This window comes from Streptomyces oceani, assembly GCF_001751245.1.
GTDB classification, from domain to species: domain Bacteria; phylum Actinomycetota; class Actinomycetes; order Streptomycetales; family Streptomycetaceae; genus Streptomyces; species Streptomyces oceani.
In genome coordinates this window covers 117,476-141,874 of the sequence record NZ_LJGU01000131.1, presented here as the reverse complement: position 1 = coordinate 141,874, position 24,399 = coordinate 117,476, and the positions used below count along the sequence as shown (strand labels likewise).

Annotated in this window: 18 protein-coding genes and 1 pseudogene; 6 read left to right on the top strand and 13 right to left on the bottom strand. The window is 70.9% G+C overall.

The features are described from left to right. Window positions 1-202: 202 nt before the first annotated feature. The 4 genes from AN216_RS16975 to AN216_RS16960 form a co-directional block, all read right to left on the bottom strand. Window positions 203-2,422, bottom strand: coding sequence for an NADP-dependent isocitrate dehydrogenase (locus AN216_RS16975; protein ID WP_070197527.1), 2,220 nt, complete (start codon window positions 2,420-2,422; stop codon window positions 203-205). Window positions 2,423-2,656: 234 nt separating this feature from the next. Beyond that, window positions 2,657-4,798, bottom strand: coding sequence for a protein kinase domain-containing protein (locus tag AN216_RS16970; RefSeq protein ID WP_070197526.1), 2,142 nt, complete (start codon window positions 4,796-4,798; stop codon window positions 2,657-2,659). Window positions 4,799-4,887: 89 nt separating this feature from the next. Beyond that, on the bottom strand, window positions 4,888-7,356 hold the full coding sequence (locus AN216_RS16965) for a protein kinase domain-containing protein (RefSeq protein WP_170843147.1): 2,469 nt from the start codon (window positions 7,354-7,356) through the stop codon (window positions 4,888-4,890). Window positions 7,357-7,441: 85 nt separating this feature from the next. Then, entirely contained in the window at window positions 7,442-8,491 is a 1,050-nt protein-coding gene (locus AN216_RS16960; RefSeq protein ID WP_070197524.1) for a protein kinase domain-containing protein, read from the bottom strand. 387 nt (window positions 8,492-8,878) lie between these two features. Between AN216_RS16960 and AN216_RS16955 the strand changes: the two genes are divergently transcribed. Further along, window positions 8,879-9,331: a hypothetical protein gene (locus AN216_RS16955; RefSeq protein WP_139140942.1), complete on the top strand. Its 453-nt coding sequence runs from the start codon at window positions 8,879-8,881 to the stop codon at window positions 9,329-9,331. A 127-nt stretch (window positions 9,332-9,458) separates the two neighbouring features. Here the strand turns inward: AN216_RS16955 and AN216_RS16950 are convergent, their stop codons facing one another. The 4 genes from AN216_RS16950 to glnA all read right to left on the bottom strand — a co-directional run bounded on the left by AN216_RS16950 (window position 9,459) and on the right by glnA (window position 13,782). Beyond that, window positions 9,459-10,199 (bottom strand): C39 family peptidase, encoded by a 741-nt coding sequence (locus AN216_RS16950; RefSeq protein WP_070197549.1) that lies wholly within the window; start codon window positions 10,197-10,199, stop codon window positions 9,459-9,461. Between the two features lie 488 nt (window positions 10,200-10,687). Continuing rightward, window positions 10,688-11,224: a dihydrofolate reductase family protein gene (locus AN216_RS16945; protein ID WP_070197522.1), complete on the bottom strand. Its 537-nt coding sequence runs from the start codon at window positions 11,222-11,224 to the stop codon at window positions 10,688-10,690. Window positions 11,225-11,611: 387 nt separating this feature from the next. Further along, a complete protein-coding gene (locus AN216_RS16940) occupies window positions 11,612-11,977 on the bottom strand; it encodes a cupin domain-containing protein (RefSeq protein ID WP_070197521.1) in 366 nt (121 codons plus the stop codon). 389 nt (window positions 11,978-12,366) lie between these two features. After that, a complete protein-coding gene (gene glnA / locus AN216_RS16935) occupies window positions 12,367-13,782 on the bottom strand; it encodes a type I glutamate--ammonia ligase (protein WP_070197520.1) in 1,416 nt (471 codons plus the stop codon). A 273-nt stretch (window positions 13,783-14,055) separates the two neighbouring features. Between glnA and AN216_RS16930 the strand changes: the two genes are divergently transcribed. Continuing rightward, complete coding sequence (locus AN216_RS16930) at window positions 14,056-14,526, top strand: RDD family protein (RefSeq protein WP_070197519.1); 471 nt, start codon at window positions 14,056-14,058, stop codon at window positions 14,524-14,526. Between the two features lie 171 nt (window positions 14,527-14,697). Here AN216_RS16930 and AN216_RS16925 read toward each other — a convergent pair whose 3' ends face one another. Continuing rightward, window positions 14,698-15,390, bottom strand: a complete 693-nt coding sequence (locus AN216_RS16925; protein WP_070197518.1) for a DUF4191 domain-containing protein — start codon at window positions 15,388-15,390, stop codon at window positions 14,698-14,700. Between the two features lie 169 nt (window positions 15,391-15,559). Between AN216_RS16925 and AN216_RS16920 the strand changes: the two genes are divergently transcribed. The 3 genes and pseudogenes from AN216_RS16920 (at window position 15,560) to AN216_RS30885 (ending at window position 19,620) form a co-directional block, all read left to right on the top strand. Further along, entirely contained in the window at window positions 15,560-16,492 is a 933-nt protein-coding gene (locus AN216_RS16920) for a Rieske (2Fe-2S) protein (RefSeq protein ID WP_070197548.1), read from the top strand. 149 nt (window positions 16,493-16,641) lie between these two features. Beyond that, window positions 16,642-18,825 (top strand): annotated as a pseudogene (locus AN216_RS16915) (catalase); the annotation flags it as partial. After that, complete coding sequence (locus tag AN216_RS30885; protein WP_338059258.1) at window positions 18,808-19,620, top strand: catalase-related domain-containing protein; 813 nt, start codon at window positions 18,808-18,810, stop codon at window positions 19,618-19,620. The pseudogene AN216_RS16915 and the gene AN216_RS30885, both read left to right, overlap by 18 nt. 45 nt (window positions 19,621-19,665) lie before the next feature. Here the strand turns inward: AN216_RS30885 and AN216_RS16910 are convergent, their stop codons facing one another. From AN216_RS16910 to lipB, 3 genes are all read right to left on the bottom strand, one after another. Then, complete coding sequence (locus AN216_RS16910) at window positions 19,666-19,884, bottom strand: hypothetical protein (RefSeq protein ID WP_070197517.1); 219 nt, start codon at window positions 19,882-19,884, stop codon at window positions 19,666-19,668. Window positions 19,885-20,083: 199 nt separating this feature from the next. Beyond that, on the bottom strand, window positions 20,084-21,016 hold the full coding sequence (lipA, locus tag AN216_RS16905) for a lipoyl synthase (protein WP_070197547.1): 933 nt from the start codon (window positions 21,014-21,016) through the stop codon (window positions 20,084-20,086). Between the two features lie 95 nt (window positions 21,017-21,111). After that, window positions 21,112-21,921, bottom strand: coding sequence for a lipoyl(octanoyl) transferase LipB (gene lipB, locus AN216_RS16900; protein WP_070197516.1), 810 nt, complete (start codon window positions 21,919-21,921; stop codon window positions 21,112-21,114). Window positions 21,922-22,219: 298 nt separating this feature from the next. Here lipB and AN216_RS16895 point away from each other — a divergent pair, with 298 nt between their 5' ends. Then, on the top strand, window positions 22,220-24,010 hold the full coding sequence (locus AN216_RS16895) for an NsdA family TPR-like regulatory protein (protein WP_070197515.1): 1,791 nt from the start codon (window positions 22,220-22,222) through the stop codon (window positions 24,008-24,010). A gap of 99 nt (window positions 24,011-24,109) precedes the next feature. Here the strand turns inward: AN216_RS16895 and AN216_RS16890 are convergent, their stop codons facing one another. Continuing rightward, a complete protein-coding gene (locus tag AN216_RS16890) occupies window positions 24,110-24,334 on the bottom strand; it encodes a hypothetical protein (protein ID WP_070197513.1) in 225 nt (74 codons plus the stop codon). Between the last annotated feature and the right edge of the window lie 65 nt (window positions 24,335-24,399).

The window sequence follows — 24,399 nt, the reverse complement described above, 5'->3', positions numbered from 1 at the left end:
CGTACGTGGGTGTCCAGCACAGGGCTTCACCTTCCGGGCGGGAGGCGCTTGCCCGAGCGTGAGGGAGACGCACCACGTCAGGATGGGCGGGAACGCACGAAGCCGCCGGTCGTGCCGGCCCGTACGGGGAGTCCGTACGGGCGTGGCGCGACCGGCGGCCGGTGGGCGTCGGTCGCGGGTGCCCAGCGGCACCCGGGGGCTCTCAGCCGAGGGTCGCCAGCGCGTCGTTGAGGGTCTTCGACGGCCTCATGACGGCGCCGGCCTTGGCGTCGTCCGGCTGGTAGTAGCCGCCGATGTCGGTCGGCGAGCCCTGCACGGCGAGCAGTTCCTCGACGATGGTCGACTCCTGCTCGGTCAGCGTGCTGGCCAGCGGCCCGAACGCCTCCGCCAGTTTCGGGTCCTCGGTCTGCCGCGCCAACTCCTGTGCCCAGTACAGCGCCAGGTAGAAGTGGCTGCCCCGGTTGTCGATGCTGCCCAGCTTCCGGCTCGGCGACTTGTTCTCCGTGAGGAACGTCCCGGTCGCCCGGTCCAGGGTGTCGGCCAGCACCTGCGCGCGGCCGTTGCCCGTACGTTGCGCCAGGTGCTCGAAGCTGACCGCCAGCGCGAGGAACTCGCCGAGGCTGTCCCAGCGCAGGTAGTTCTCCTTGACGAGCTGCTGCACGTGCTTCGGGGCCGAGCCGCCCGCGCCCGTCTCGAACAGTCCGCCGCCGTTGATCAGCGGGACGACCGAGAGCATCTTGGCGCTGGTGCCCAGCTCCAGGATCGGGAACAGGTCGGTGAGGTAGTCACGCAGGACGTTGCCGGTGACCGAGATGGTGTTCTCGCCTCGGCGGATGCGCTCCAGGGAGAAGGCCATGGCCTCGGTGGGGGCCATGATCTCGATCCGCAGCCCGTCGGTGTCGTGCTCCGCGAGGTACGCCCGGACCTTCGTGATCAGGTTCGCGTCGTGCGCCCGGCTCTCGTCGAGCCAGAAGACCGCCGGATCGCCGGTCGCGCGGGCACGGGTGACCGCCAGCTTGACCCAGTCCTGGATCGGCACGTCCTTGGTCTGGCACATCCGGAAGATGTCGCCGGCACTGACGGCCTGCTCCAGCACGGCGTCGCCGTCGGCGTCGAGTACGCGGACCGTGCCGGTGGTCGGGATCTCGAAGGTCTTGTCGTGGCTGCCGTACTCCTCGGCCTTCTGCGCCATCAGCCCGACGTTCGGCACCGAGCCCATGGTGGCCGGGTCGTACGCGCCGTTGGCTCGGCAGTCGTCGATCACCACCTGGTAGATGCCGGCGTAGCTGCTGTCCGGGATGACCGCGAGGGTGTCGTCCTCCTGGTCGTCCTTGTTCCACATGTGGCCGGAGGTGCGGATCATCGCCGGCATGGAGGCGTCGACGATCACGTCGCTGGGCACGTGCAGGTTGGAGATGCCCTTGTGCGAGTCGACCATGGCCAGGCCCGGGCCCTCGTCGAGTTCCGCGTCGAAGGACGCCTTGATCTTGGCGCCCTCCGGCAGCGACTCGAGTCCGGTGTAGATGCCGCCGAGCCCGTCGTTCGGGGTCAGGCCGGCCTTCGCGAGCACGTCGCCGTACTCCGCGAAGGTCTTCGGGAAGAACGCGCGGACCACGTGTCCGAAGATGATCGGGTCGGAGACCTTCATCATGGTCGCCTTGAGGTGCACGGAGAACAGCACGCCCTCCGCCTTCGCGCGGGCGACCTGCGCGGTGAGGAACTCGCGCAGCGCCCCCACCCGCAGCACCGCCGCGTCCACGACCTCGCCCGCCCGCACCGGCACCGACTCCCGCAGCACGGTGGTGCTGCCGTCGTCCCCGGACAGTTCGATACGCAACGCGCCGTCCTCGCGTACGATCACGGACTTCTCGGTGCTGCGGAAGTCGTCACCGCTCATGGTGGCGACGTTCGTCTTCGAGTCCGCCGACCAGGCGCCCATCCGGTGCGGGTTCGCCCTGGCGTACTTCTTCACCGAGGCCGGCGCACGGCGGTCGGAGTTGCCCTCGCGCAGCACCGGGTTCACGGCGCTGCCCTTGACCTTGTCGTAACGGGCGCGTACGTCCCGCTCCTCGTCCGTCCTCGGCTCGTCCGGGTAGTCCGGCAGGGCGTAGCCGTGCTGCCGAAGCTCCGCGATGGCCGCCTTCAGCTGCGGGATGGACGCGGAGATGTTCGGCAGCTTGATGATGTTGGCTTCCGGCTGCTGGGCCAGCTCACCCAGCCGAGCCAGGGCGTCCTCGACGCGCTGGCCCTCCTCCAGACGCTCCGGGAAGCCGGCGATGATCCGGCCCGCCAGCGAGATGTCGCGGCTCTCCACGGCCACCCCGGCGGTCGAGGCATACGCCTTGACCACCGGCAGGAACGAATAGGTCGCGAGGGCCGGGGCCTCGTCGGTCTGCGTGTAGATGATGGTCGAGTCAGTCACCGCTACTCCGCTCACGTCTAACGTCGTCTCGATATCAAGATATCCCGTCGGAGTGGCTTACGCGGAGCCAGCCCCCGGCTCGGCCCGCCCGGCGACGCTCGCCGCGCCTCGTACCCCCGCACCAGACCGGCTTCGGGTCGGCCCGGCTTCTGCTCACCTCTGCTCGAACTCCGCTCGAATTCCGCTCGAATCGGCTGACAGCAGGGCGGGACGGGGGACGGAACCCGGGCAGGCTCAGATGACCGGAAGCGCCGTGATCCTGCCACCGCCCAGGGCGAAGACTCGGTTGCCGGCCCCCGCCAGCGTGACACCGCCGAGAGCCTCCGTCCCCCGCTCGCCCCCGTCCTGCTCGCTCCCGCCCGTCCCGCGCCAGGTCCACAGCACCTCGCCGTCCTCCAGGCTGAAGGCCCGGACCCCCTCCGAAGACCGCTCGGACGAGACCCACACGGTGTTGCCGGCGACGGCGGGTTCCCCCTCGATCGCGTACGTCATCCGACCGACCCACTTCTCCTCGCCGTCCTCCCGGCCGTGGCAGCGCAGCTCGCTGCCGCTCACGACGTAGAGGCGATCGTCGTCGACGGCCCCGACCGACAGCCCGCTGTTTGTCGCGGCCTTCCGGGTCCATCCGGGCTCGCCGTCATCCAAGCGGAAAGAGCGCAGCGTCGGGCCGCCGAGATAGACGGTGCCACCGTCGACGTACGGACCGCTCGGGCTGGCCGACTTGGGCAGCTTCCAGACCTCGCTGCCGTCCGAGGTGTCCAGCACGATGGCGCCGTACCTCGGGTCCGTGAGCACGAGGCGGCCTTGGCCGGCGGCGGCCTCGATGTCGTCCGCGTCTGGGGAGAACGGCATCCGCTTGCGCCACACCTCCCTCGACCCCGCTCGGGTGACGCGCAGCGCCACCACCTCGCCGGGATCGGAGTGGTGCGCCGCGATGTCGTGGTAGAGGTATGTGTCGCCGTCCACCGCCAGTTCGGTGACGATGCCCACGGGCTCCTTCCATTTCCGGCGCCCGGTCCTGGGTGAGATCCCGTAGAGGTTGTCGATGTCCCTGGCCAGGATCAGGTCGACCGACCCGGAGTACAGCGCCCGGTGTCCCACGCTCTTGGCCGTCCACCGCCGTTTCCCGTCGGTGACCGCGTAGCCGATCAGATCAGGTTGGGCGCTGTCCTGGATCACCATGTCCTTGATCGTCAGCAGGCCGCCGCCGCTGCCCTCGGGAGTCTCCTTCGGGCCCCACAGTGGAGCGGGCGCCTTCCCCCGCTGGTAGTCGCCCTCGGCGAGCGGTTCCGCGTCCCAGGGGTGTTCGCGTGCCGGCGTATCCTCGTCACGCGTCGTCGTCCACCAGGCGCCGCCACCCGCGGTGAGCACGACTCCGCCGGCCGCCAGTCCGGTGATCAGCCGCCTGCGGGACGGCCTGCCCAGCGTCCCCCCGGTGGTCCGCCCCATGCCACCAGTGGTGTCCCCGTCGGTGTGGGCGCTCCGGCCCGGGAAGGTCGCCCACTGGCGTACGCGTGCCTCGGAGGCGTCGATGTCCGCGGCCACCGGGCCTCGCCTCCACAGCTCCTCCGCACCGGGCGCGGGAGCCATGGCTGAGCTGATCCGCGCCGGTGACGGGCGCAGCGCCGGGTCCTTGCTCAGGCACGGTTCGATCAACTGCCGTAGGCCGGCCGGCAAACCGTCCAGTCGGGGCTGGCCGTGCACCACCTCGTACTGCACGGCTGCCACGTGTCCGGCGGAGTACGCGGCAGCCCCGGTCGCCGCGTACACGAGCACCGCGCCCAACGCGAAGACGTCCCCGGGCGGGCCGGTGCGCTGTCCGAGTACCTGTTCCGGAGCGCCGTAGCCCGGGGTGACGGGTGCCTGCCCGGTGGTGGTCAGGGTGAGTCCGTGCTCGGGCCGGGCGATGCCGAAGTCGATGACGCGTGGCCCGGTCGAGGTCAACACGATGTTGGACGGCTTCAGGTCCCGGTGCACCAGTCCTGCCGCGTGGATGTCGCCGAGGGTACGGGCGAGCGCCGCGCCGAGCGCGCGTACGTACGGTTCCCGTAGCGCGCCGTGCCGGCCGACCGCCGAGTCGAGCGTCGGGCCGGCGAGGAACTCCGTGGCGATGAACGGTCGTCCGGCCTCGGTCCGTGCCATCAGCACCCGTGCCACGCCCTCGCTCCGTACGGCCTGGGCCGCCTCCGCCTCCCGTACGAAGCGCCGCGACATCTGCGTGTGATGGGAGAGTTCCGGGCGGAGCACCTTCACGGCCGCCGTGCGGCCGGCGTTGTCGCGGCCGAGGTAGACCTTCCCCATCCCGCCCTCGCCGAGTACCCCGAGCACGCGGAAGGGGCCGAGCCGGAGCGGATCGCCGTAGCCAAGGGGGTCCATCGGATACCTCTCGTGATGTCGTCGCGATGCGGGTGCCGTCGCCGTGCGGCCTGGTGCGGTGTCGGCGTTCCGCCGTCCGTATGCCGGGGTCACTCCAGCGGGATGGCGAAGGTGCCCAGGGTGGTGGTGCCGATGATGCGGCCGGCTTCCTCGTCGGCGACGAGCCGGCTACCGACCCCGTCCGGGCCCCCGCGGGTGAACGTCCACTCGGAGCGGTGCGTTTCGCGGCTGACGGCGCTGAGGTCGGTCCGCTGCCGGTTGTCCTCCAGCACCACGTGGACGTACTTCTCACCCACCAGTGGCGCGCAGCCCAGTGAGTGACGCAGGCCCTCGGCCGGCGACCCCTTCTCGCGCCACAACAGTCGGCCGTCGGAGGCGTCCAGGGCGACGAGCCCCCGCCCGCGCTCCACCGCGTACACCACGCCGTCCCGCAGTGCCGGAGGGCCGTAGCGGGCCACCGGAAAGCCGTTGTCGTCCGTCTCCTCCTGACCGGTTCGGGAGCTGACGTACGACCAGTCCTCCCCGCCGTCCGTGAGGCGCCGCGCGGTCACCTGCCGGGAGGCGAAGTACAGGCGGTCGTTGTCGGCGGGGATCGGCGCGAGCGAGGTGCCGAGACTGTCGGAGACGCCGAGCCGCACTCTCGTGTCCCACTGCTTCCCGCCGGTACGGGCCTTCCGCGCGAGCGTCACCAACCAGAGTTCCCTCTCCGACTCGCCCTCAGCCGAGCGAGTCAGCATCACGTGTTCTCCGCGGTGTGTGACGACGTACGCGCTGGCCTGCGCACTGCGGCCCGCGAACAGGTAGTCCGCGAGGGGTTCACGCCACAGTTCGCGACCCGCGCGCAGATCGAAGGCGACCAGATACCAGCCGCGGCTGATCTCCTCCCGCGCGAGGTTAGACTCGCGCTTCCTGGCAGCCAGGTAGAGCAGGTCCCCGTGGGTGCGCAGTGGTTGGACGGTGGGAGCGGCGGGGATGGTGCCCTCGTCATCCCGCGTGATGTCCCGACCGTCGAAGTCGGGGAGACCGCCGAGCAATCGTCGCCGGGCGCCGGAGAGCGGGTCGAGCTCGTACAGCGTCAGTCCCTCCCCGGCGTCGCCACCGGCGCTCTCCTTCTCCCGGGGGTCCGTCGGCCGGGGCCCGCCGGGCTCCGGCAGGATGGCGCAAACACGCTCTCCGTCGGTGCTGATCCGCTTGGCGTGGAGTTCCGGATCGTCCCAACGGCGCTTTCCCGTTGCCGCGTCCAGGGCCACCAACCCCTTCTCGTCCATGCAGAGGACCAGACCCGACGCCGCGATCGGCGGCAGGTCGTAGCCCTCGTTCTCGCTGAGCGTCGCGGCTTCCCAGGCGACGTTCGGCCTGCCCCCGGGACCGTGGCCGGGGCCCTCGCCCGGGGAGCCGTCCTCGCCGAACCGGGACCACGCCCACGCGCCACCGGCCGCGATCGCGCTCACACTCAGCGCGGCGCCGCTCAGCATCGTCAGCACCCGTCGGCGTGAGTGCCGAGGTGGCCCGGACTTGGGAGAGTGCGCGTCTCGGGTGTCGGCGCTTCCCAGGGAGTACGGCGGGTCCGCACCCGGGCCGGCGAGCGGGCCGCGGCCCGTGGAGTCCGGATGCGAAGTGCCCGGCGGAGCCGGTTCCCGTCGCGGACTGATCCGCCACACGGCGCCGGCCCGCCACGCGATCAGGGTCAGTACGCACTCGGGCAGTTGATCGGCGAACTCGCCGTGCCCGTCGTGTAGCCATGCGCCCAACCGTGTGGTGTCCGGGCGGTGCTGCGGCTCCTTGAGCAGACACCGCCGTAGCACCGGATGCAGGGACTCCGGCACGCCGGACAGGTCCGGCTCGCCGTAGCGCACCCGGTAGAGCAGGTCGGCGGCCTGCCCGCCGCCGAACGGCCCGTGCCCGGACAGTGCGTGGACCAGCACCCCGGCGAGCGCGAACACGTCGCCGGCGGCGGTGTGCTCGCCGCCGGTGGCCTGTTCCGGTGACATGTAGGCGGGCGTTCCCGCGGCCGTACCCGTACGGGTAAGTCGCTCGTCGCCGATCGCCCGGGCGATCCCGAAATCGATGACCTTCGGTCCGAAGGCGGTCAGCAGGATGTTGGACGGCTTCAGGTCCCGGTGCACCACGTCCGAGCTGTGCAACTGCCCCAACGCCCCGCACAGCGCGGCACCCAGGGCGCGTACGGACCGCTCCGGCAGCGGCCCGCACCGTTCGACGGCCTCGTCCAGGGGCGGACCGAGCACGTACTCGGTCGCCAGCCACGGGGTGGGCGCGAGCGGATCGGCGTCGACGACCTCCGCTCCGTGCTGTCCTCCGATGACCCGTGCCGCGTCCGTCTCCAGACGGAAACGTAGGCGAAACTCCGGGTCGGTGGCGATCCGTGCGTGCATGGTCTTGAGCGCTACCGTACGGCCGCCGGCGTCCCGGCCGAGATAGACGGTGCCCATGCCTCCGCCACCCAGCCTCGCGACCAGGCGGAAAGGACCGAGGGCCATGGGATCGTCGTAGGCGAGGGGGAATCCGAGCGTGGCGGGTGGTGTCTCAGAAGGTGGCATCGGGTTGTCAGTCCACGGTGCGGGAGAGGCACGGGCGAGGGGCGTCTGGGGATGGGACGTGGGCGCGTGGGCGAAGGTGGGGACGTCACGGGCCGCGCGCGGCCAACGCGTCGGCGGACTGCCGAGCGAGCGCGGCGACCACACGGCCGGACAACCAGCCGGGTGACCAGCCGTGACCGTTGCCCGCAGCGCCACCGCCACCGAAGGAGGCGGTGGCGCCGGCGGGCAGGGCCTCGCCGTCCACCACCGTGGCGGGCGGTGACGCGGGCGCTTCACCTGACGAGACCGGCACGGGCTGTGCGGTCGGTTGGCTGCGACCAGCGGCCGTCAACGCGTGGCGTACGGCGACTGCGGGCGGCCTCGCTGAGGGGTCGGTGGACAGACAGGAGCCGATCACCTCGCTCAGGGCCGGAGACAATCGGTTGGTGTCGGGGTGTGCCTCCAGCCCCGAGCCAGGGGGCTGTTGGCCTGTCGCCGCGTACGCCAGTACCGCCCCCAGCCCGAACACGTCACCCGGCGGGCGTGGTTGGCCGCCGGAGAGCTGTTCCGGTGCCAGCGCCGTCCGGGACATCCCGGGCACGACCGCTAGGTTGGGGTCGGCCGGGGCGGCGGCACGTACGCTGCCGAAGCCGGTGAGTCGTGGCCCGTCCGTGCCCAGCAGGACTGTTCCGGGAGCCACTCCGGCGTGTACGAAGCCCTGCTCGTGCAGGGTCGCGAGGGTGTGGGCCAAGGCCAGCCCGAGCGCACGCACCGTACGTTCGCCGAGTCCGCAGTGCCCATGGTGCCCTGCCACTGCCGTTGGCAGTGGCAGGGCGGGTGCGTACGCCGAGACGTACCACGGCGGTTGACCGTTCACGGCCCCGTGGGCCTGTACGACCCACTCCAGCACGCCGCCGTGACCGCCGCCGCGCAGCCGCCGCATCTGCTCGGCCTCCGCCGCGAAGCGCCGCGCGTATCCGTCGTCCTGGTCGAACTCGGCTCTGGGAAGGCTGAGGAGAACGGTCTGTTCACCTCCCGGGGCGCGAGCGATGAAGCGGCGTACGGGTACGGGAACCGCGCTGTCCGTCAGGTCGATTCGCCCGATCGGATGGTAACCACCGAGCTGCTCCGGATCATCGTGCCGTAGCGCTTCCATCTGCCCCCCGGTCAGTAGCTGGAGGATCAGGAGCCTAGTGCCTGTCCGTCACGGCCGGGTCGCGAAGGGCGAACCGGCCACGTGATCCGTCTCACCGCCATCAAATCATCGGATGATCCGGTCACTTGGCCACCAGGTCACCTGCCGTGCGCGGCCGGAGCGCACCCCGCCCATGCCGCATCGGCGGGCGCGCTCAAGTGGAAGGGGGTGGGCGTCCGCTGGCCGGAACATGGGCGTTCGCACTCGGTTGAGGCACGGCACTCTGGGAACCCGCCCTCCAACGGTCCCGAGCCCGCCCGTCACAGCGATACGACACCGGGACACCGCTCCGCTCGCGTATCCGCCAACACGTCCGGGCCTCCCCGTAGAAGGGGCCGAGGTGCACCAATGACATTGATCTGGCAGATATGTGTGGGGTTGGCCGGGTACCTGGCGCTGGGGCTGCTGTGTGGCCGGATGCTGTACGCCAGCCAACGCCGTAAGCTGATCGAGAAGGAAGAACACCGGGACCCGGAAGGAGACCCGGTCGAACACTTCGAGGAGATCGAGCAGCCGTCCACCGCCAACGCCTCGTGCCTGGGTGGGTTCCTGTGGCCGATCGTCCTGCCCGCGCACGCGCTGAAACGAGTCGCGACCAGGACCATCACGTCCAGCCCGCCGCCCACGCCCCAGGACCGCCAGCGCCGCAGTTCGCACCTGCATCGGGAGATCCGCCGGTTGGAGCAGGACGTCGAGGTAGGTCCGCCCGCCCCGCCGGCCGGGGAGAGCCCGCCACTGCCAGCTGACGTCGCCGACTGCGGCGGGCCGTACGAGCGACCGGGTCGCAGCCGGCCCGACTGACGGGACTGCTGCGGGGCTGCCTCTTCGTCGCCCGGGGCCGCTGCCGCGCGAGTTCGCGCCGCCGCCGGCGAGTTGGCGCAGTTGCTGCGGCTGCCGGCGGCGGCGCCACGATCTGCTCGCGGGTGGATCAGGCGGCGTAGCCCTTCGGGGGGACGAGGCTCGCGAGCTGGGAGAAGCTCAGCCAGTAGATCTGCCAGCCGTTGAAGGAGGCTGGGTCGGCGATGCACACGGTGCTGTTGTCGGAGTTGTACCCGATGACGGTGAAGTAGTGGTAGATCGTCTGGTCCGGCGGATAACCGGGAGGCTGGTTGCCGGGAGGCGCGACGATGTTGGTGACGACCGTGTGGGTGTGGTCGATGTTGTCGACGACGCGGGACCAGAGTTGGTCCGACTGTTCCTGCGTGGGCGGGTCGTTGGGCATCTCGTACGTGTAGTACGTGCCGGAGTCGATCCGCGCGTTCAGCACTGTCGTGACCTGGCTGATGTGGTCGGTTCCGCCGGTGTGGGTGCCGAGTTCCGCTGCCAGGGTGGCCTGGCTGGGGGCGGCGACGCGGGCCGAGAGCGCGATCCGGGTCGCGGCCGGGCCGCACCAGTAGCCGGTCTCCTGGACCTGGTAGTCGACGGAGACGACCTTCTCGACCTTGGTGTCCACCCTTTTGGTGCGCAGTGTGGGGAACTCGCCGCGCGCACCGGTGACCACCTCGGTGGCAACCTGAACGCCTCTGGGGTGGGCGGGCTTTGGCGGGACCGGCGAGACGCCGTTGTCGGGCCGGCCGGCCGGGCCGGCCGCCGCGTGTGCGAGGCCCGGGGCGAGAGCGGCGCCGCCGGTGGTGAGTGCGACAGCACCGAAGAACGTTCTTCGTCGCATGAGGATGTCCCTTCCGGTGTGGGGGAGCATGAGCATGTCACATCGGTCACCCGGAGTGAATGGACCGACCCGAAGTCCGTGGGCGAACTTCTCGCGCGGGCGCCATGGATGACGGCGGTGTCCTCGTTGGGGGTGACGTCACGGACGCACAACGGCGCGACTCCGCAGACCGGACCCGCGATCCCGGGGCAGCTCTCCACCGACACCGGGTTGTCCGCACTGGCGGAACGGTGCCAGCCGTGGCTGTCTAGCGCAGCGGCGTTGACGGTCCGGGTCTTGACGCTGCCTACGGTCCCGACGATTGCTGGCCACTTGGCCGCTGTACTGGCGGACCGTGGGTGAGGTACAGGAGTTGGGGCTGGAACGGCACGCCGTGGATCCCGTCGTCCGGCGCACATCCGGTGCATACGAGTGCGGAAAAGGCCCTCGTCCGCTCAAGACGCTGAACACGTCCTCCGCGGGCAATGGCCCAGAGCGACACCAGGTCGCTACCTGCGCACGTGGAAGCGCAGCATGGTGACTCCGCCCGACTGGATGTTGCTGAGCGGCTCCAGGTCGATCCGGTCGAGGCCCGGCGGTGCGAAGCGGACGCCGTCGCCGAGCAGCACCGGCAGCACGTACACCAGGATCTCGTCGACGAGGCCGCGCCGCAGGCACTGGGCAGCCACGTCGGCGCCGAGGATCTCCAGGTTCCTGCCACCGGCGGCGCGGCACGCCGTGGCCACGGCCTCCTCGATGTCGCAGGTGAGGAAGGTGACGTGGGGGTCCGGCTCGTCGGGCGGGCGGTGGGTGAGGACGAACTGCGCCCCGCCGTCGTACTCGGGGTTCTCGTCGGACATGCGCTTTCCGACCTCGTACGTGCCCCGGCCGATGAGCATGGCGCCCGTGGCCGCCATGACCTCCGGGAACGTCGCCGACGTCATGTGCTCGAAGATCCAGTCCATGGTGTGGCCGGGACCGGCGATGAACCCGTCCAGGGACATCACCCTGTTCACCACCACTTCTCCGGTGCTCGCATCCGTCATGCGTCTTCTCCCAAGCAGGTGGAGGACGGGGATCGCCTCACAGGTCGGTGAGCACCATCTGATCATCCGTCGGTGACTGTTCCACCGCCCGCATCGCCCGCCGACCGCTGGCAGATGCGGAAACAGCCGGGCGCATTCGTCGTTCGTCGGATCGCTCGCCCCACTGCCAGGACAACGAGCCCAGCCGCCATCGGTCACAGGATCCCTCGGACAGACCCTGAGCCTCAGGTCGGAGAAGCCGACTACGAGATGTCGACGAAGGGATACGGCGTCTTCCTGGCCTGGAGATCCAACAGCGGCCGACCATGTGACCCGCGGTCAGCGGTCGGCCGCTGGCGTCGTCTGGCGCCGTCGAGTGCCCTGACACGACACGGACGCCCAGCCGTTCTAGTCGATCAACGACTCCACGGTCGCGGTCAGTTCGCCTCCCGCGTCGCCGGTGTTGACCACGCCGCGAGGTTCGATCAGGAGAGCGCTGACTTCCTCCTCCGCCTTGGGGCAGTGCTCGACGCCACGCGGCACTGTGAACATCTCGTGTGGTCCGAGAACGACGTCACCGTCACGCAACTGGATGGTCAACTCGCCGCTGAGCACGATGAACACTTCGTCGGTGTCCTCGTGCGTGTGCCAGACGAACTCACCTTGAACCTTGACGAGCTTGATCTCGTAGTCGTTGAGTCGCCCCGCGAGCTTCGGCGACCAGTGGTCCGCGAAGCTGTCGAGCATGTCATCGAAGTTGACCTTGGTACCCATGAGGTCCAGCCTGGCGAGACGTGACCGGGGACGCAAGGTCGATGGAGCGGTTTGGCTGGAGCTGCCATGGGGCGAGAGATCAGAGGCCGTGAGCCTTCCCCCATTGGTGGCTGCCCACAGCACAAGGCCGTGAAGTTGGGCGGTTGTGCCACTGGGAAGAGATCGATGCTGATCATGCTGTGGACGTACACGCCTCTGACGCCGAACAGCCGAGACCGCGCCAGGCGGGCCATCGATGCCGGGTTCGCCTCGGACGAGGGGACGGCCCTGGACGCGGTCAGACGACCGCACACCGAAGCGGGCCGTGGGCCGTGCCTTCCGAGCGTGGAAGACACGGCCCACGGCCCGTGCGGCCCAGGTCAGCGAGATAGTGCTCTGACCCGCAGCTTCTAGATGTCGAAGTACAGCTCGAACTCGTGCGGGTGCGGGCGCAGTTGCATCGGCGCGATCTCGTTCGTGCGCTTGTAGTCGATCCAGGTCTCGATCAGGTCCTCGGTGAAGACCCCGCCCGACTGGAGGTACTCGTTGTCGTCCTCCAACGCGTCCAGTACGGCCGGCAGCGAGGTGGGCACCTGCGGGACGTCCGCGTGCTCCTCGGGGGCGAGTTCATAGAGGTCCTTGTCGATCGGCTCGGCCGGCTCGATCTTGTTCCTCACCCCGTCGAGCCCGGCCATCAGCAGCGCTGAGAAGGCGAGATACGGGTTCGAGGAGGGATCCGGCGCACGGAACTCGACGCGCTTGGCCTTCGGGTTCGGCCCGGTGATCGGGATGCGCATCGCGGCCGACCGGTTCCGCTGCGAGTACACCATGTTGACCGGCGCCTCGAAGCCCGGCACCAGCCGGTGGTACGAGTTTACGGTCGGGTTGGTGAAGGCCAGCAGGGACGGTGCGTGCTTGAGGATGCCGCCGATGTAGTAGCGGGCGGTGTCCGACAGTCCGGCGTAGCCCTGCTCGTCGTGGAAGAGGGGCGTGCCGTCGCTCCACAGGGACTGGTGCACGTGCATGCCCGAGCCGTTGTCCCCGAAGATCGGCTTCGGCATGAAGGTGGCCGTCTTGCCGTTGCGCCACACGACGTTCTTCACGATGTACTTGAAGAGCATCAGGTCGTCGGCGGCGGCGAGCAGCGTGTTGAACTTGTAGTTGATCTCGGCCTGCCCTGCGGTGCCCACCTCGTGGTGCTGGCGCTCGACCTGGAGGCCGTTGCGGGCCAGTACCAGGGAGATCTCGGCGCGCAGGTCGGCGAAGTGGTCGACGGGCGGCGCGGGGAAGTAGCCGCCCTTGTAGCGGACCTTGTAGCCGCGGTTGCCGCCGTCCTCGATGGTGCCGGTGTTCCAGGCGCCGGCCTCGGAGTCGATGTGGTAGTAACCGGCGTTCGCCTTGGTCTCGAAGCGCACGTCGTCGAAGACGTAGAACTCCGCCTCGGGGCCGAAGAAGGCGGTGTCCGCGATACCGGAGGAGGTGAGGTACGCCTCGGCCTTCTTCGCGACGTTCCGCGGGTCACGGCTGTACTGCTCGCCGGTGATGGGGTCGTGGATGAAGAAGTTGAGGTTGAGCGTGCTGTCCTTGCGGAAGTCGTCCAGCCGGGCCGTGGAGAGGTCCGGCACGAGTGCCATGTCGGACTCGTGGATGGCCTGGAACCCGCGGATCGAGGAGCCGTCGAACATCAGGCTCTCCGTCGGGTCGAAGGTCTCGGCGGGAATCGTGAAGTGCTGCATGATGCCCGGCAGGTCGCAGAAACGGACATCAACGAACTTCACGTCGTTGTCCACGATGAAACGCTGGGCCTCGTCGGCGTTCTCGAACATCCACTCCTCCTACTCCCGCCCCCAGGGGACGGGCCTTGCTGCCTCGGAACGCACCCGTACGAGCTGCGCTGCCCTCCGACCATAAGCAGGGGGCATTTCTCAAGCATGACCCATTTGTTTCGCTGATGTTAACCAGCGGGGCTGGTTGCTGGTATGTGATCCCTCCCTCGCGCCGCCTCCCGGTGCGGCCAGACACGGTGTACGGCCATGTGCGCTCGTCGGAGCGCCGGGCCGTGTCCGTACGCGAACCGCCCGCACGGTACGGTGAGGCGCGTGGACAAAAGGGAAGCGATCGGGTCGTGGCTCTCCGGCCCGCGTGCCACGGCCGAGGACATGGGCGCGGACTTCGGTTACCGCGGCGAGCGGCTCGGCCTGCCTGAAGAGGGCCCGGGCTCCGTCGCCTCGGTCGGTCGCCGCTTCGGAGCCATCTTCATCGACTGGGCCATGGCCGCCCTCATCGCGTACGGGCTGCTGTCCGGCAGGGACCTGAGCGCGACGAACACCTGGGCCCTGGCGGTGTTCCTGATCATGAGCCTGCTCACGGTGGGCACCGTCGGCAGTACCCCCGGCAAGCGGCTTCTCGGGCTGCGCGTGGTCGCCCTGGACGGACTGGGCCGCCTGGTCGCCTGGCGGGTCCTGGTGCGTACGGCCCTGCTCGGCCTGGCCATCCCCGCGCTGGTGTGGGACCGGGACGGCCGCGGACTGCACGACCAGTTCTCCGGAGCGGTGCAGGTCCGGAGCTGACCACCCCCGGCCGAGTCCCGGCTCGTCGTGCGGTCGTACGGGTCCGCTCCGGCGCGTACCTGCCCCGTCGCCCGCCGCCCTGTCGTGCCCGGCACTCGCGACGCGTCGCCGCGTACGCGCACCGAGCACCGGGCGCCGGGCACCGAGCACCGTGCGACGGAGAGGCGCTCCTCAGCGACCGCCCTGGCCCTTCGGCATCCGCATGCCCTTCGGCATCGGTCCCTTCGGCATCGGCATGTTGCTCATCAGGTCGCCCATCGCCCGCAGCCGGTCGTTTACCTGGGTCACCTGGCCCCCGGACAGCGTCCGGGGAAGCTTCATGATCCTCGTACGCAGTTTCTTCAGCGGGACCTGGCCCTCGTCGTCGCCCACGATCAGATCGTGCACCGGTACGTCCGAGACGAGTCGTGACATCCGTTTCTTCTCGGACGCGAGCAGGGACCGCGCTCGGTTCGGACTGCCCTCGGCTACCAGCACGATGCCCGCCTTGCCCACGGCGCGGTGCACCACGTCCTGGTTCCGGTTCATCGCCACGGCCGGCGTGACGTTCCACCCCCGGCCGATGTTGTCCAGTACGGCGGCCGCGGCCCCCGGTTGCCCCTCCATCTGCCCGAAGGCCGCCCGCTCCGCACGCCGCCCGAAGACGATCGCCATCGCGAGGAAGGCCAGCAGGAACCCCAGGATGCCCAGATAGATCGGGTATCCCAGCCAGAAGCCGATCGCGAGGACAGCACCGAAGGTCACAAGCCCCACGCCGGCCAGGATCCAGCCGATCATCCGGTCCGCGCGCCGGGTCATCTTGTACGTCAGGGCGATCTGCTTGAGCCGCCCCGGATTCTCGGAATCTGTTTCCTTCCTCGCCATGGGAGCAAGTTTACGTGTCCCTCGGGTCGCCGTTTCTCCCGCCCGTACGAGGCCAGCACCAGGCCCGTACGGCACGGGTGCGGGCATCGGGCGAGGTGCGTACAACCGTGAGGAGGCGGGACAACCGGGGCGTTTGGGCGCCGCTGTCCGTGGTAACCGGCGGTTCATGGTGTGGAGTTCGGACACGAGAAGCGCCCCGGCCGGCCACCCGCAGGCGCGCGGGCTGCCGGACGCGTTGGCGCGCGTCCCGCTCGCCGGCCCGCTGGACAGGCTGGCCCGGCTGGAGACGCTGGACGGGGTCAACGCCTCGCTGCGGCGGGGCATCCGGCGGTTGCCGCTCGGGGCGTACCGGGACGTACTGCGTGGGCGGTGGCTCGGCCATCCGTTGCATCCTGTGCTGGTCCAGGTGCCGATCGGCTCCTGGACCTCGGCGGCCGTACTGGACCTGTTCCCCGGCGCGCGGCGCGACAGCGCGGCGTTGGTCGCCCTCGGCGTGCTGGCGGCCGGACCGGCGGCTTTGGCCGGCTGGGTGGACTGGGCGGAGCAGCATCCGGAGCAGCAACGCACCGGTCTGGTACACGCGCTGGCGAACACCGTGGCGGTGGGGCTGTACGCCGGCTCGCTGGCGGCACGGTTGCGTGGCCGGGGGGTACGGGGGCGGGCCCTGGGATTCGCCGGGCTGACGGCCGCTTCGGCGGGCGGCGTGCTCGGCGGGCATCTGGCCTACCGGCAGGCGGTCGGTGGCAACAAGGCGGAGCCCGTACGGCATCTGGCCGGCGCGGACTGGCGGGAACTCGGTCCGCTGGCGGACTTCCCGGCGGGCGAGCCCGTACGGGTCCAGCTCGGCGCGGTGCCGTTGTTCGTACTGCGGGAGGGCGACGGCGAGGTGCGGGTGCTGGCCGAGCAGTGCAGTCACCAGGCCGGACCGTTGGCGGACGGTGAGATCGCGGACGGCTGCGTCACCTGCCCCTGGCACGGCAGCGTGTTCCGGCTGGCCGACGGCTGGAACATCGCCGGGCCGGCCACCGCCCCGCAGCCGGTCTTCGAGACGCGCGTCCGGGACGACGGGGTGCTCGAGGCGCGCCCGGGTCCGCCCGGCTGACCGTCGCGGGTGTTTCGCGCCGCTGGGATGGGGTTACACCTGCTGAGCCTCCGGGGGTCGCGGTGCACGGCTGTGCGGTCGTGATCGTCGCGCTCTGCCCCGTGCCGTACGCCGGCGTGCTTCCGCGGCGTGCGTCCGCGCCGGAGCCGATGCCGGGCCCGTACGTCGGAGGCGAACCGAGCAAGCTCGACCGTACGCATGTTGCTGGAGGAGCGGTGGAAGACGCGACCCACGTCCCGGACGAGAACCCGCAGATCCCGGGCCGTCCAAGTCCCGAGCGGCCGGAGCTGGAGGAGCCCGCCGCGCCCCGGCCGCCGTTGGCGCCGAAGTCCGACCAGACCCGCCCCGAGGCGTACTCGCCGACCGGCCGGCGCACCGCGGCTGACAGGGACGCGCGGGCGCAGACGGACGCGCACCTGACCACTGCGCAGGGGCTGCGGCTGCCGGACACCGACCACTCCCTCAAGGCGGGGGAGCGTGGTCCGGTCCTGCTGCAGGACCACCATCTGCGTGAGAAGATCATGCATTTCGACCACGAGCGCATCCCGGAGCGGGTGGTGCACGCGCGGGGCGCCGCGGCGCACGGGACGTTCCGCGGCTACGGGACCGCGGCCTCGGTGACCAGGGCCGCCTTCCTGGGCAAGGACGTCGAGACGCCCGTGTTCGTACGCTTCTCCACGGTGCTCGGCTCCCGCGGCTCCGCGGACACTGTGCGGGACACCCGCGGCTTCGCGACGAAGTTCTACACCTCGGAGGGCACCTTCGACCTGGTCGGGAACAACATCCCGGTGTTCTTCATCCAGGACGCGATCAAGTTCCCGGACATCATCCACGCCGGCAAGCCGCACCCGGACCGGGAGATCCCGCAGGCGCAGAGCGCGCACGACACCTTCTGGGACTTCGTCTCGCTCCATACCGAGGCCACCCACCACACGATGTGGAACATGTCCGACCGGGGCATCCCGCGCTCCTTCCGGATGATGGAGGGCTTCGGTGTCCACACCTTCCGCATGGTCGACGCGCACGGCGGCACCACGCTGGTGAAGTTCCACTGGAAGCCGAAGGCGGGCGTGCACTCGCTCCTCTGGGAGGAGGCCCAGCTGATCAACGGTATGGACCCGGACTTCCACCGGCGCGACCTCGCCGACGCGATCGAGAGCGGCGCCTACCCGGAGTGGGAGCTGGGCATCCAGACCTTTCCGGACACCCCGGAACAGACCTTCGCCGACATCGACCTGCTCGACCCGACCAAGATCGTTCCCGAGGAGCTGGCGCCGGTCCAGCCCATCGGGGTGCTGACGCTGAACGCGAATCCGTCCAACTTCTTCGCGGAGACCGAACAGGTCGCCTTCCACCCCGGGCACCTCGTGCCGGGCATCGACCTCACCGACGACCCACTGCTCGCCGGCCGGCTCTTCTCGTACCTGGACACCCAGATCAGCCGGCTGGGCGGGCCGAACTTCGCCCAGCTACCGGTCAACCGCACGCACGCGCCCGTCAACGACATGCTGCGGGACGGCATGCACCAGACGGCCGTGCACACCGGGGTCGCGCCCTACCACCCCAACTCCCTGGACGGCGGCTGCCCGTTCCTCGCCGGCCCGGGTCAGGGGGGTTACGTCGAGACGCCTGTCCGGGTGCCGGAGAGCGCGAAGGTACGGGAGGCACCGGCGGCCTTCGACGACCACTTCAGTCAGCCCCGCCGGTTCTGGCTGAGCATGACGCCGGTGGAGCGCGAACACCTCATCGCCGCCTACACCTTCGAACTCAGCAAGTGCTACGAGAACACCGTCAAGGAACGCAACCTGCGGGTGCTCGCCGACATCGACGCCCAACTGTGCGCCCAGGTGGCCGCCGGACTGGGCCTGCCCGCGCCGGAGGCCAGCGGCGAACTCCCGGAGGTGGAGCCCAGCCCCGCGCTGTCCCAGCTCGGCCACAGCTGGCCCACCACCGGCCGGGTCATCGGCGTGATCGCGGACGAGAACAGCGACCTGCGGTCCGTCGGCGCTTTGCGGGCCAGCATCCACGAGCAGGGCATGGTGCCGCTGGTCATCGCCCCGCACGGCGGGCGGTTGGGTGCCACGAGCGCCGAACCGGTCGTCGTGCAGCGGACGTTCGCCAACGCCCGCTCCGTGGAGTTCGACGCCCTCCTGGTGGCGGGCGTGCCCGACCGGGCCGCGGACGCGTACGGAGCGCGTGACGCGAAGGCCGTGCAGCGCGGCACCGACCTCGACGCCGATCCGCGGCTGCTGCCGCTGCTCGCCGAGGCGTACAGCCACGCCAAGCCGCTGGGCTGTTGGGGTGGCGGCGCGGAGCTGCTGCGGGCCGCGGGATGNGCACCGGCGGCCTTCGACGACCACTTCAGTCAGCCCCGCCGGTTCTGGCTGAGCATGACGCCGGTGGAGCGCGAACACCTCATCGCCGCCTACACCTTCGAACTCAGCAAGTGCTACGAGAACACCGTCAAGGAACGCAACCTGCGGGTGCTCGCCGACATCGACGCCCAACTGTGCGCCCAGGTGGCCGCCGGACTGGGCCTGCCCGCGCCGGAGGCCAGCGGCGAACTCCCGGAGGTGGAGCCCAGCCCCGCGCTGTCCCAGCTCGGCCACAGCTGGCCCACCACCGGCCGGGTCATCGGCGTGATCGCGGACGAGAACAGCGACCTGCGGTCCGTCGGCGCTTTGCGGGCCAGCATCCACGAGCAGGGCATGGTGCCGCTGGTCATCGCCCCGCACGGCGGGCGGTTGGGTGCCACGAGCGCCGAACCGGTCGTCGTGCAGCGGACGTTCGCCAACGCCCGCTCCGTGGAGTTCGACGCCCTCCTGGTGGCGGGCGTGCCCGACCGGGCCGCGGACGCGTACGGAGCGCGTGACGCGAAGGCCGTGCAGCGCGGCACCGACCTCGACGCCGATCCGCGGCTGCTGCCGCTGCTCGCCGAGGCGTACAGCCACGCCAAGCCGCTGGGCTGTTGGGGTGGCGGCGCGGAGCTGCTGCGGGCCGCGGGATGTCCGCCGGACGCCGCCGGCGTGGTCGTCCACGACTCCGCGCAGGCCGCCTTCGAGCAGGTCAGGGACCTGCTCACGGGACACCGGGTGTGGGACCGGTTCCGGGCCCCCGCGGCTGGTTAGCGGTCGTACGGGGGCGTGCGGGGCGTCCGGGCTCGCAGGGCCGGCTCAGGTGGCCTGGCGGTGCCCCCCGGTCCGTACGACCTCCGGCGTCGGACCGGCGACCCCGGTCGGCCCGGCGCCCCCGGAGTCCAGCATCTGCTGGGCCTGCGCCCGGGCCGTCGCCCGCCGCCGGTCCGCGAGCACCGCGGTCCAGGCGTTGCGGCGCGCGGTCCGGTGGCCCCCGCTCAGCAGCAGACCCTCGAGCGTGCGCAACGTCGTTCGCATGTGGTGCTCTCCTTCGGAACAGCGATCGCGTCGGGAGCGAGCGGCGATCAAGAGTAGCGAAACGTGACCACAACGTCACAGAATGGTATTACCAGTCGAGATTCCGAGGGGCAAGCCGGGACGGCACCGGCCGACGCCGTGCCATCCACGACTCACCCGGCCGACCCCGGCCAGTCCTTCGTCCCCCCGCGGACGGACGTCAGGCGGCCCGCACCTCACGCGCCTCGACCGCCTGCTTGTACAGCCGCCCGGCGCGGTACGAGGAGCGCACCAGCGGGCCGGACATGACCCCGGCGTAACCGATCTCCTCGGCCTCCTGCTGCAGTTCCACGAACTCCTGCGGCTTCACCCAGCGCTCCACGGGGTGGTGCCGCGCGGAGGGTCGCAGGTACTGCGTGATGGTGATCAACTCGCAGCCCGCCTCGTGCAGGTCCCGCAGCGCCTCGCTGACCTCCTCCCGGGTCTCGCCCATGCCGAGGATGAGGTTGGACTTGGTGACCAGCCCGTCCTCGCGGGCGCGGGTGAGCACCTCCAGCGAGCGCTCGTAGCGGAAGGCGGGCCGGATGCGCTTGAAGATCCTCGGCACCGTCTCGACGTTGTGCGCCAGGACCTCCGGCCGCGCGGAGAAGACCTCCGCCAACTGCTCCGGCACCGCGTTGAAGTCCGGGATCAGCAGCTCGACCCCGGTGTCCGGCATGGCCGCGTGGATCTGCCGTACGGTCTCCGCGTACAGCCAGGCGCCGCCGTCCGGGAGGTCGTCGCGGGCCACGCCCGTGATGGTGGCGTACCGCAGCTCCATCTGCCGGACGGAGTCGGCGACCCGGCGGGGCTCGTCGCGGTCCAGCTCGGCCGGTCGACCGGTGTCGATCTGGCAGAAGTCGCAGCGCCGGGTGCACTGTTCGCCGCCGATGAGGAAGGTGGCCTCCCGGTCCTCCCAGCACTCGAAGATGTTGGGGCAGCCCGCCTCCTGGCAGACCGTGTGCAGGCCCTCGCGCTTGACCAGTGACTGCAGGGCGTTGTACTCCGGTCCCATCTTCGCCCGGGTCTTGATCCACTCGGGCTTGCGCTCGATGGGGGTCTCACTGTTACGGACCTCGAGCCGGAGCAGCTTCCGGCCATCGGGCTTCGGCATCGACTGCCCGTCGGGTGCGGCACCGGACACGTCAAGCTCCCTCGGTTACTTTCGATTCCACGGCGTCTACCAGCCTACGCCTGTGCTTGTAGGGCTCAGTCGGCCCGGGGCATCGGCTCCGCCGCCGCCAGGACCGCGCGCAGGTGTTTCTCCACCACGGGAAGCGCCTCGGCGACCGAGACATTCCGCCCCAGCTCCGTGGACAGCGAGGTGACTCCCGCGTCCCGGATGCCACAGGGCACGATCCGGTCGTACGAGGTGTTGTCGCTGTCGCAGTTCAGCGCGAAACCGTGCATGGTGACGCCCTTGGCGACCCGGATGCCGATGTTCACCAGCTTCCGGTCCTCGCCGCGCTGACCGGCGTTCGAGGGGGCGTACTCCGGGCCGCGCAGCCGCGCGTCGAACTCGTCGTCGGTCAGCCGCGGATCGAAGTCCAGGTCGAGGCCGCCGGTGGCGGTCTGCTGGCGTACGGGATCACCGAGCACCCACACGCCGCTGCGGCCCTCGATCCGGGTGGTCTCCAGTCCGAACTCCGCGCACACGCCGATCAGCGCCTCCTCGAGCCGGCGCACGTGCGCGACCACGTCGACCGGGCGGGGCAGCTTCAGGATGGGATAGCCGACCAGTTGGCCCGGGCCGTGCCAGGTGATCTTGCCGCCCCGGTCCACGTCGACGACCGGGGTGCCGTCCAGCGGACGCTCGCTGTCCTCGGTGCGACGCCCGGCGGTGTACACCGGCTGGTGCTCCAAGAGCAGGCAGGTGTCCGGGACCTCGTCCGCGAACCGGGCCGTGTGCACCCGTCGCTGCTCCTCCCAGGCGGCGACGTACTCCACCGCCCGCTCGCCGATGCCCAGGGTCACGCAGCTCAGCTCGCTGGTACGGACAGTCCGCGGGGGAGCCCCCATGACCACTCCTTCAGATCGTCTCGCGTGCTGGTGCCCCGGTGGGCCGGTCACTCGACGGCCCCGGCGTCCTCCGCATGCCGTGACCCCGGGACCGGAACACCGTGCCAACTCTACGGGTACCGGCGGAAGCGCCCACGGGAGACCGGCTACTCCCGCGTAGCAGGTCAGCCGCTCACACGTAAGGATGAATACGTGCCACAGCCGGCGAGTGGCACGCGGTCGGCCGTTACATTCACGCCGTTGTCCCAGGGCGCTCCGGCGTCTGCCGCAAGCCGTGTGAGGGAGACCGAAAACTCCGATGACGACGGACCACGCCGGGGGACCTGCTCAGCAGCGCACACCCAACCGCCAGCTCGCAGCACTGATCACCGAGGCCGGCTTCTCGCATGCCGGTCTCGCCCGCCGGGTGGACCAACTGGGTCTGGAGCACGGCCTCGACCTGCGGTACGACAAGACCTCCGTGACCCGCTGGCTGCGGGGGCAGCAGCCGCGCGGCACGACCCCCGCCCTGATCGCCGAGGTCTTCACCCGACGGCTGGGACGGCGCCTGACCGCGCAGGATCTCGGCCTGGACGCGTGCACGCCCGTCTACGCCGGGCTGGAGTTCGCGGCCACACCGACGGAGGCCGTGGAGATCGTGAGCGGCCTGTGGCGCAAGGACTCCGGCAGCCACGCGGAACTCCGCCGGATCGCCTTCACCCCGGCCGGGCTGGTGGTGCCGAGCCGGGACTGGCTGATCGGGCGGACCGACGAGCGGGTGGCCCGTAAGCCGGATGTCGGGGGCGCCTCGGCGGGCTCGGGGAACCCAGGGACGCCCGCGGGTGCCACCGGTCCGGCCGGGGCGCGTACGGCGGGTCGTACGGACGGTGGTGCCGCCGGTCGTACGGACAGCGGCGCCGCGGGTCGTACGGAGGACGGGGCCCGCGGGAGCGCGGGCGGGCCGCTGCGGGTGCCGGCGCAGGTGCGCGGCCCGGCCGGTCGTACGGTGGACGGGGCCGGCGACCCGGAAGCGCGCAAGGGCGCGCGTGACGGCGGGCAGCGCTCGGACGCCCCGGGAACGTCGCCGGAGGAGCACGGCCGGCCAGCGGGCGCGGACGGCCTGGCGACCCCGTCACCGGGTGGCCCGCGACAGCCGGCCGAGCAGCTTCCGGAGCGGCTGCTGGACCAGTTGGAGCGCGGCCCGGGCCACCGGGTGGGCGCCGGGGACGTCGCGGCGCTGCGCTCGGTCGGTGACCTCTTCCGCGCCCTCGACCACGCCTACGGCGGTGGCCATGCCCGGCAGGCCCTGGTGCGTTATCTGGAGCACGAGGCCGAGCCCCTGCTGCGTGGTGTCTACGACGAGCAGACGGGCCGGGCACTGTTCGGCGCGGTCGCCGACCTGACCCGGCTGGCCGGTTGGACGTCGTACGACATCGCGGCGCACGGTCTCGCGCAACGCTACTTCGTGCAGTCGCTGCGGCTGGCACAGGCGGCGGGGGACCGGGCGTACGGCAGCTACGTCCTGGTGACCATGAGCCGGCAGGCGGTGTATCTCGGGCACGGCCGGGAGGCGGTGCAGCTGGCCAGGGTGGCGCAACAGGGCGTCGGGGGCACGGTGGCGCCGGTGGTGCAGGCGCTGTTGCACGCCGCCGAGGCGCGCGGGCACGGGCTGTTGGGCGAGGTGCGGGCCTGCACGACCTCGCTGTCCCGCGCGGAGCGGGCACTGGAGGCGGCACGACCGGGGGAGGAGGTGCCCTCCTGGGCGCGCTTCTTCGACGAGGCCCAGTTGGCCGACGAGTTCGGACACTGCCATCGCGACCTGCAGCAGTATCGCGCCGCGGCACTGCACGCTGAACGCTCCCTGCAACTGCGCGGGGCCGGCTACGCCCGCAGTCGGCTCTTCTGCCGCGTCGTGCTCGCGAGCGCCCGGTTGGGGCTGGGCGAGGTGGAGCAGGCGTGCGCGCTCGGTGCGGAAGCGGCCCAGCAGGCGGCGGAGATGCGTTCGGCGCGGGCCCTGGAGTACGTCCGGGACTTCGAGCGCCGGTTGGAGCCCTACCGGGACGCGGCACCGGTGCGTGGCTACCGGGAGCGGGTGGCCGCGCTCGGTTGACCCGACGCTCCGCCGCCCCGCCACAGTGGGCAGGGCGACGGAGCGAGCGACGGCATGGACAGCGCACGACCGGTCTCGGTCAGCGTGCGCTAATGTCCGTCAGCGCGGACTCGCCGCCGGCAGCAGCGCCCGCACCACCCGGCAGGTCGTACGGGACGGCGGGTGCACGCCGATCCGTGCGGCGACGCTGTGTATGCGTCGGTCGGTGGCCCGCTCCGGGGTGTACACCCCGGAGTCGAGCAGCGCTATGGCCAGCCGCATGGCCTTCAGGCGGCGATTGTGCGTCTCGTACCACTCCCGGGGCTGGCCGGCCGGCAGCGGCACCTTGCCCGCCGGGTGGGTCGGGGACGTCGCGGGACGGCCGCGTCGCGCGGGCGCGGAACCGCCCG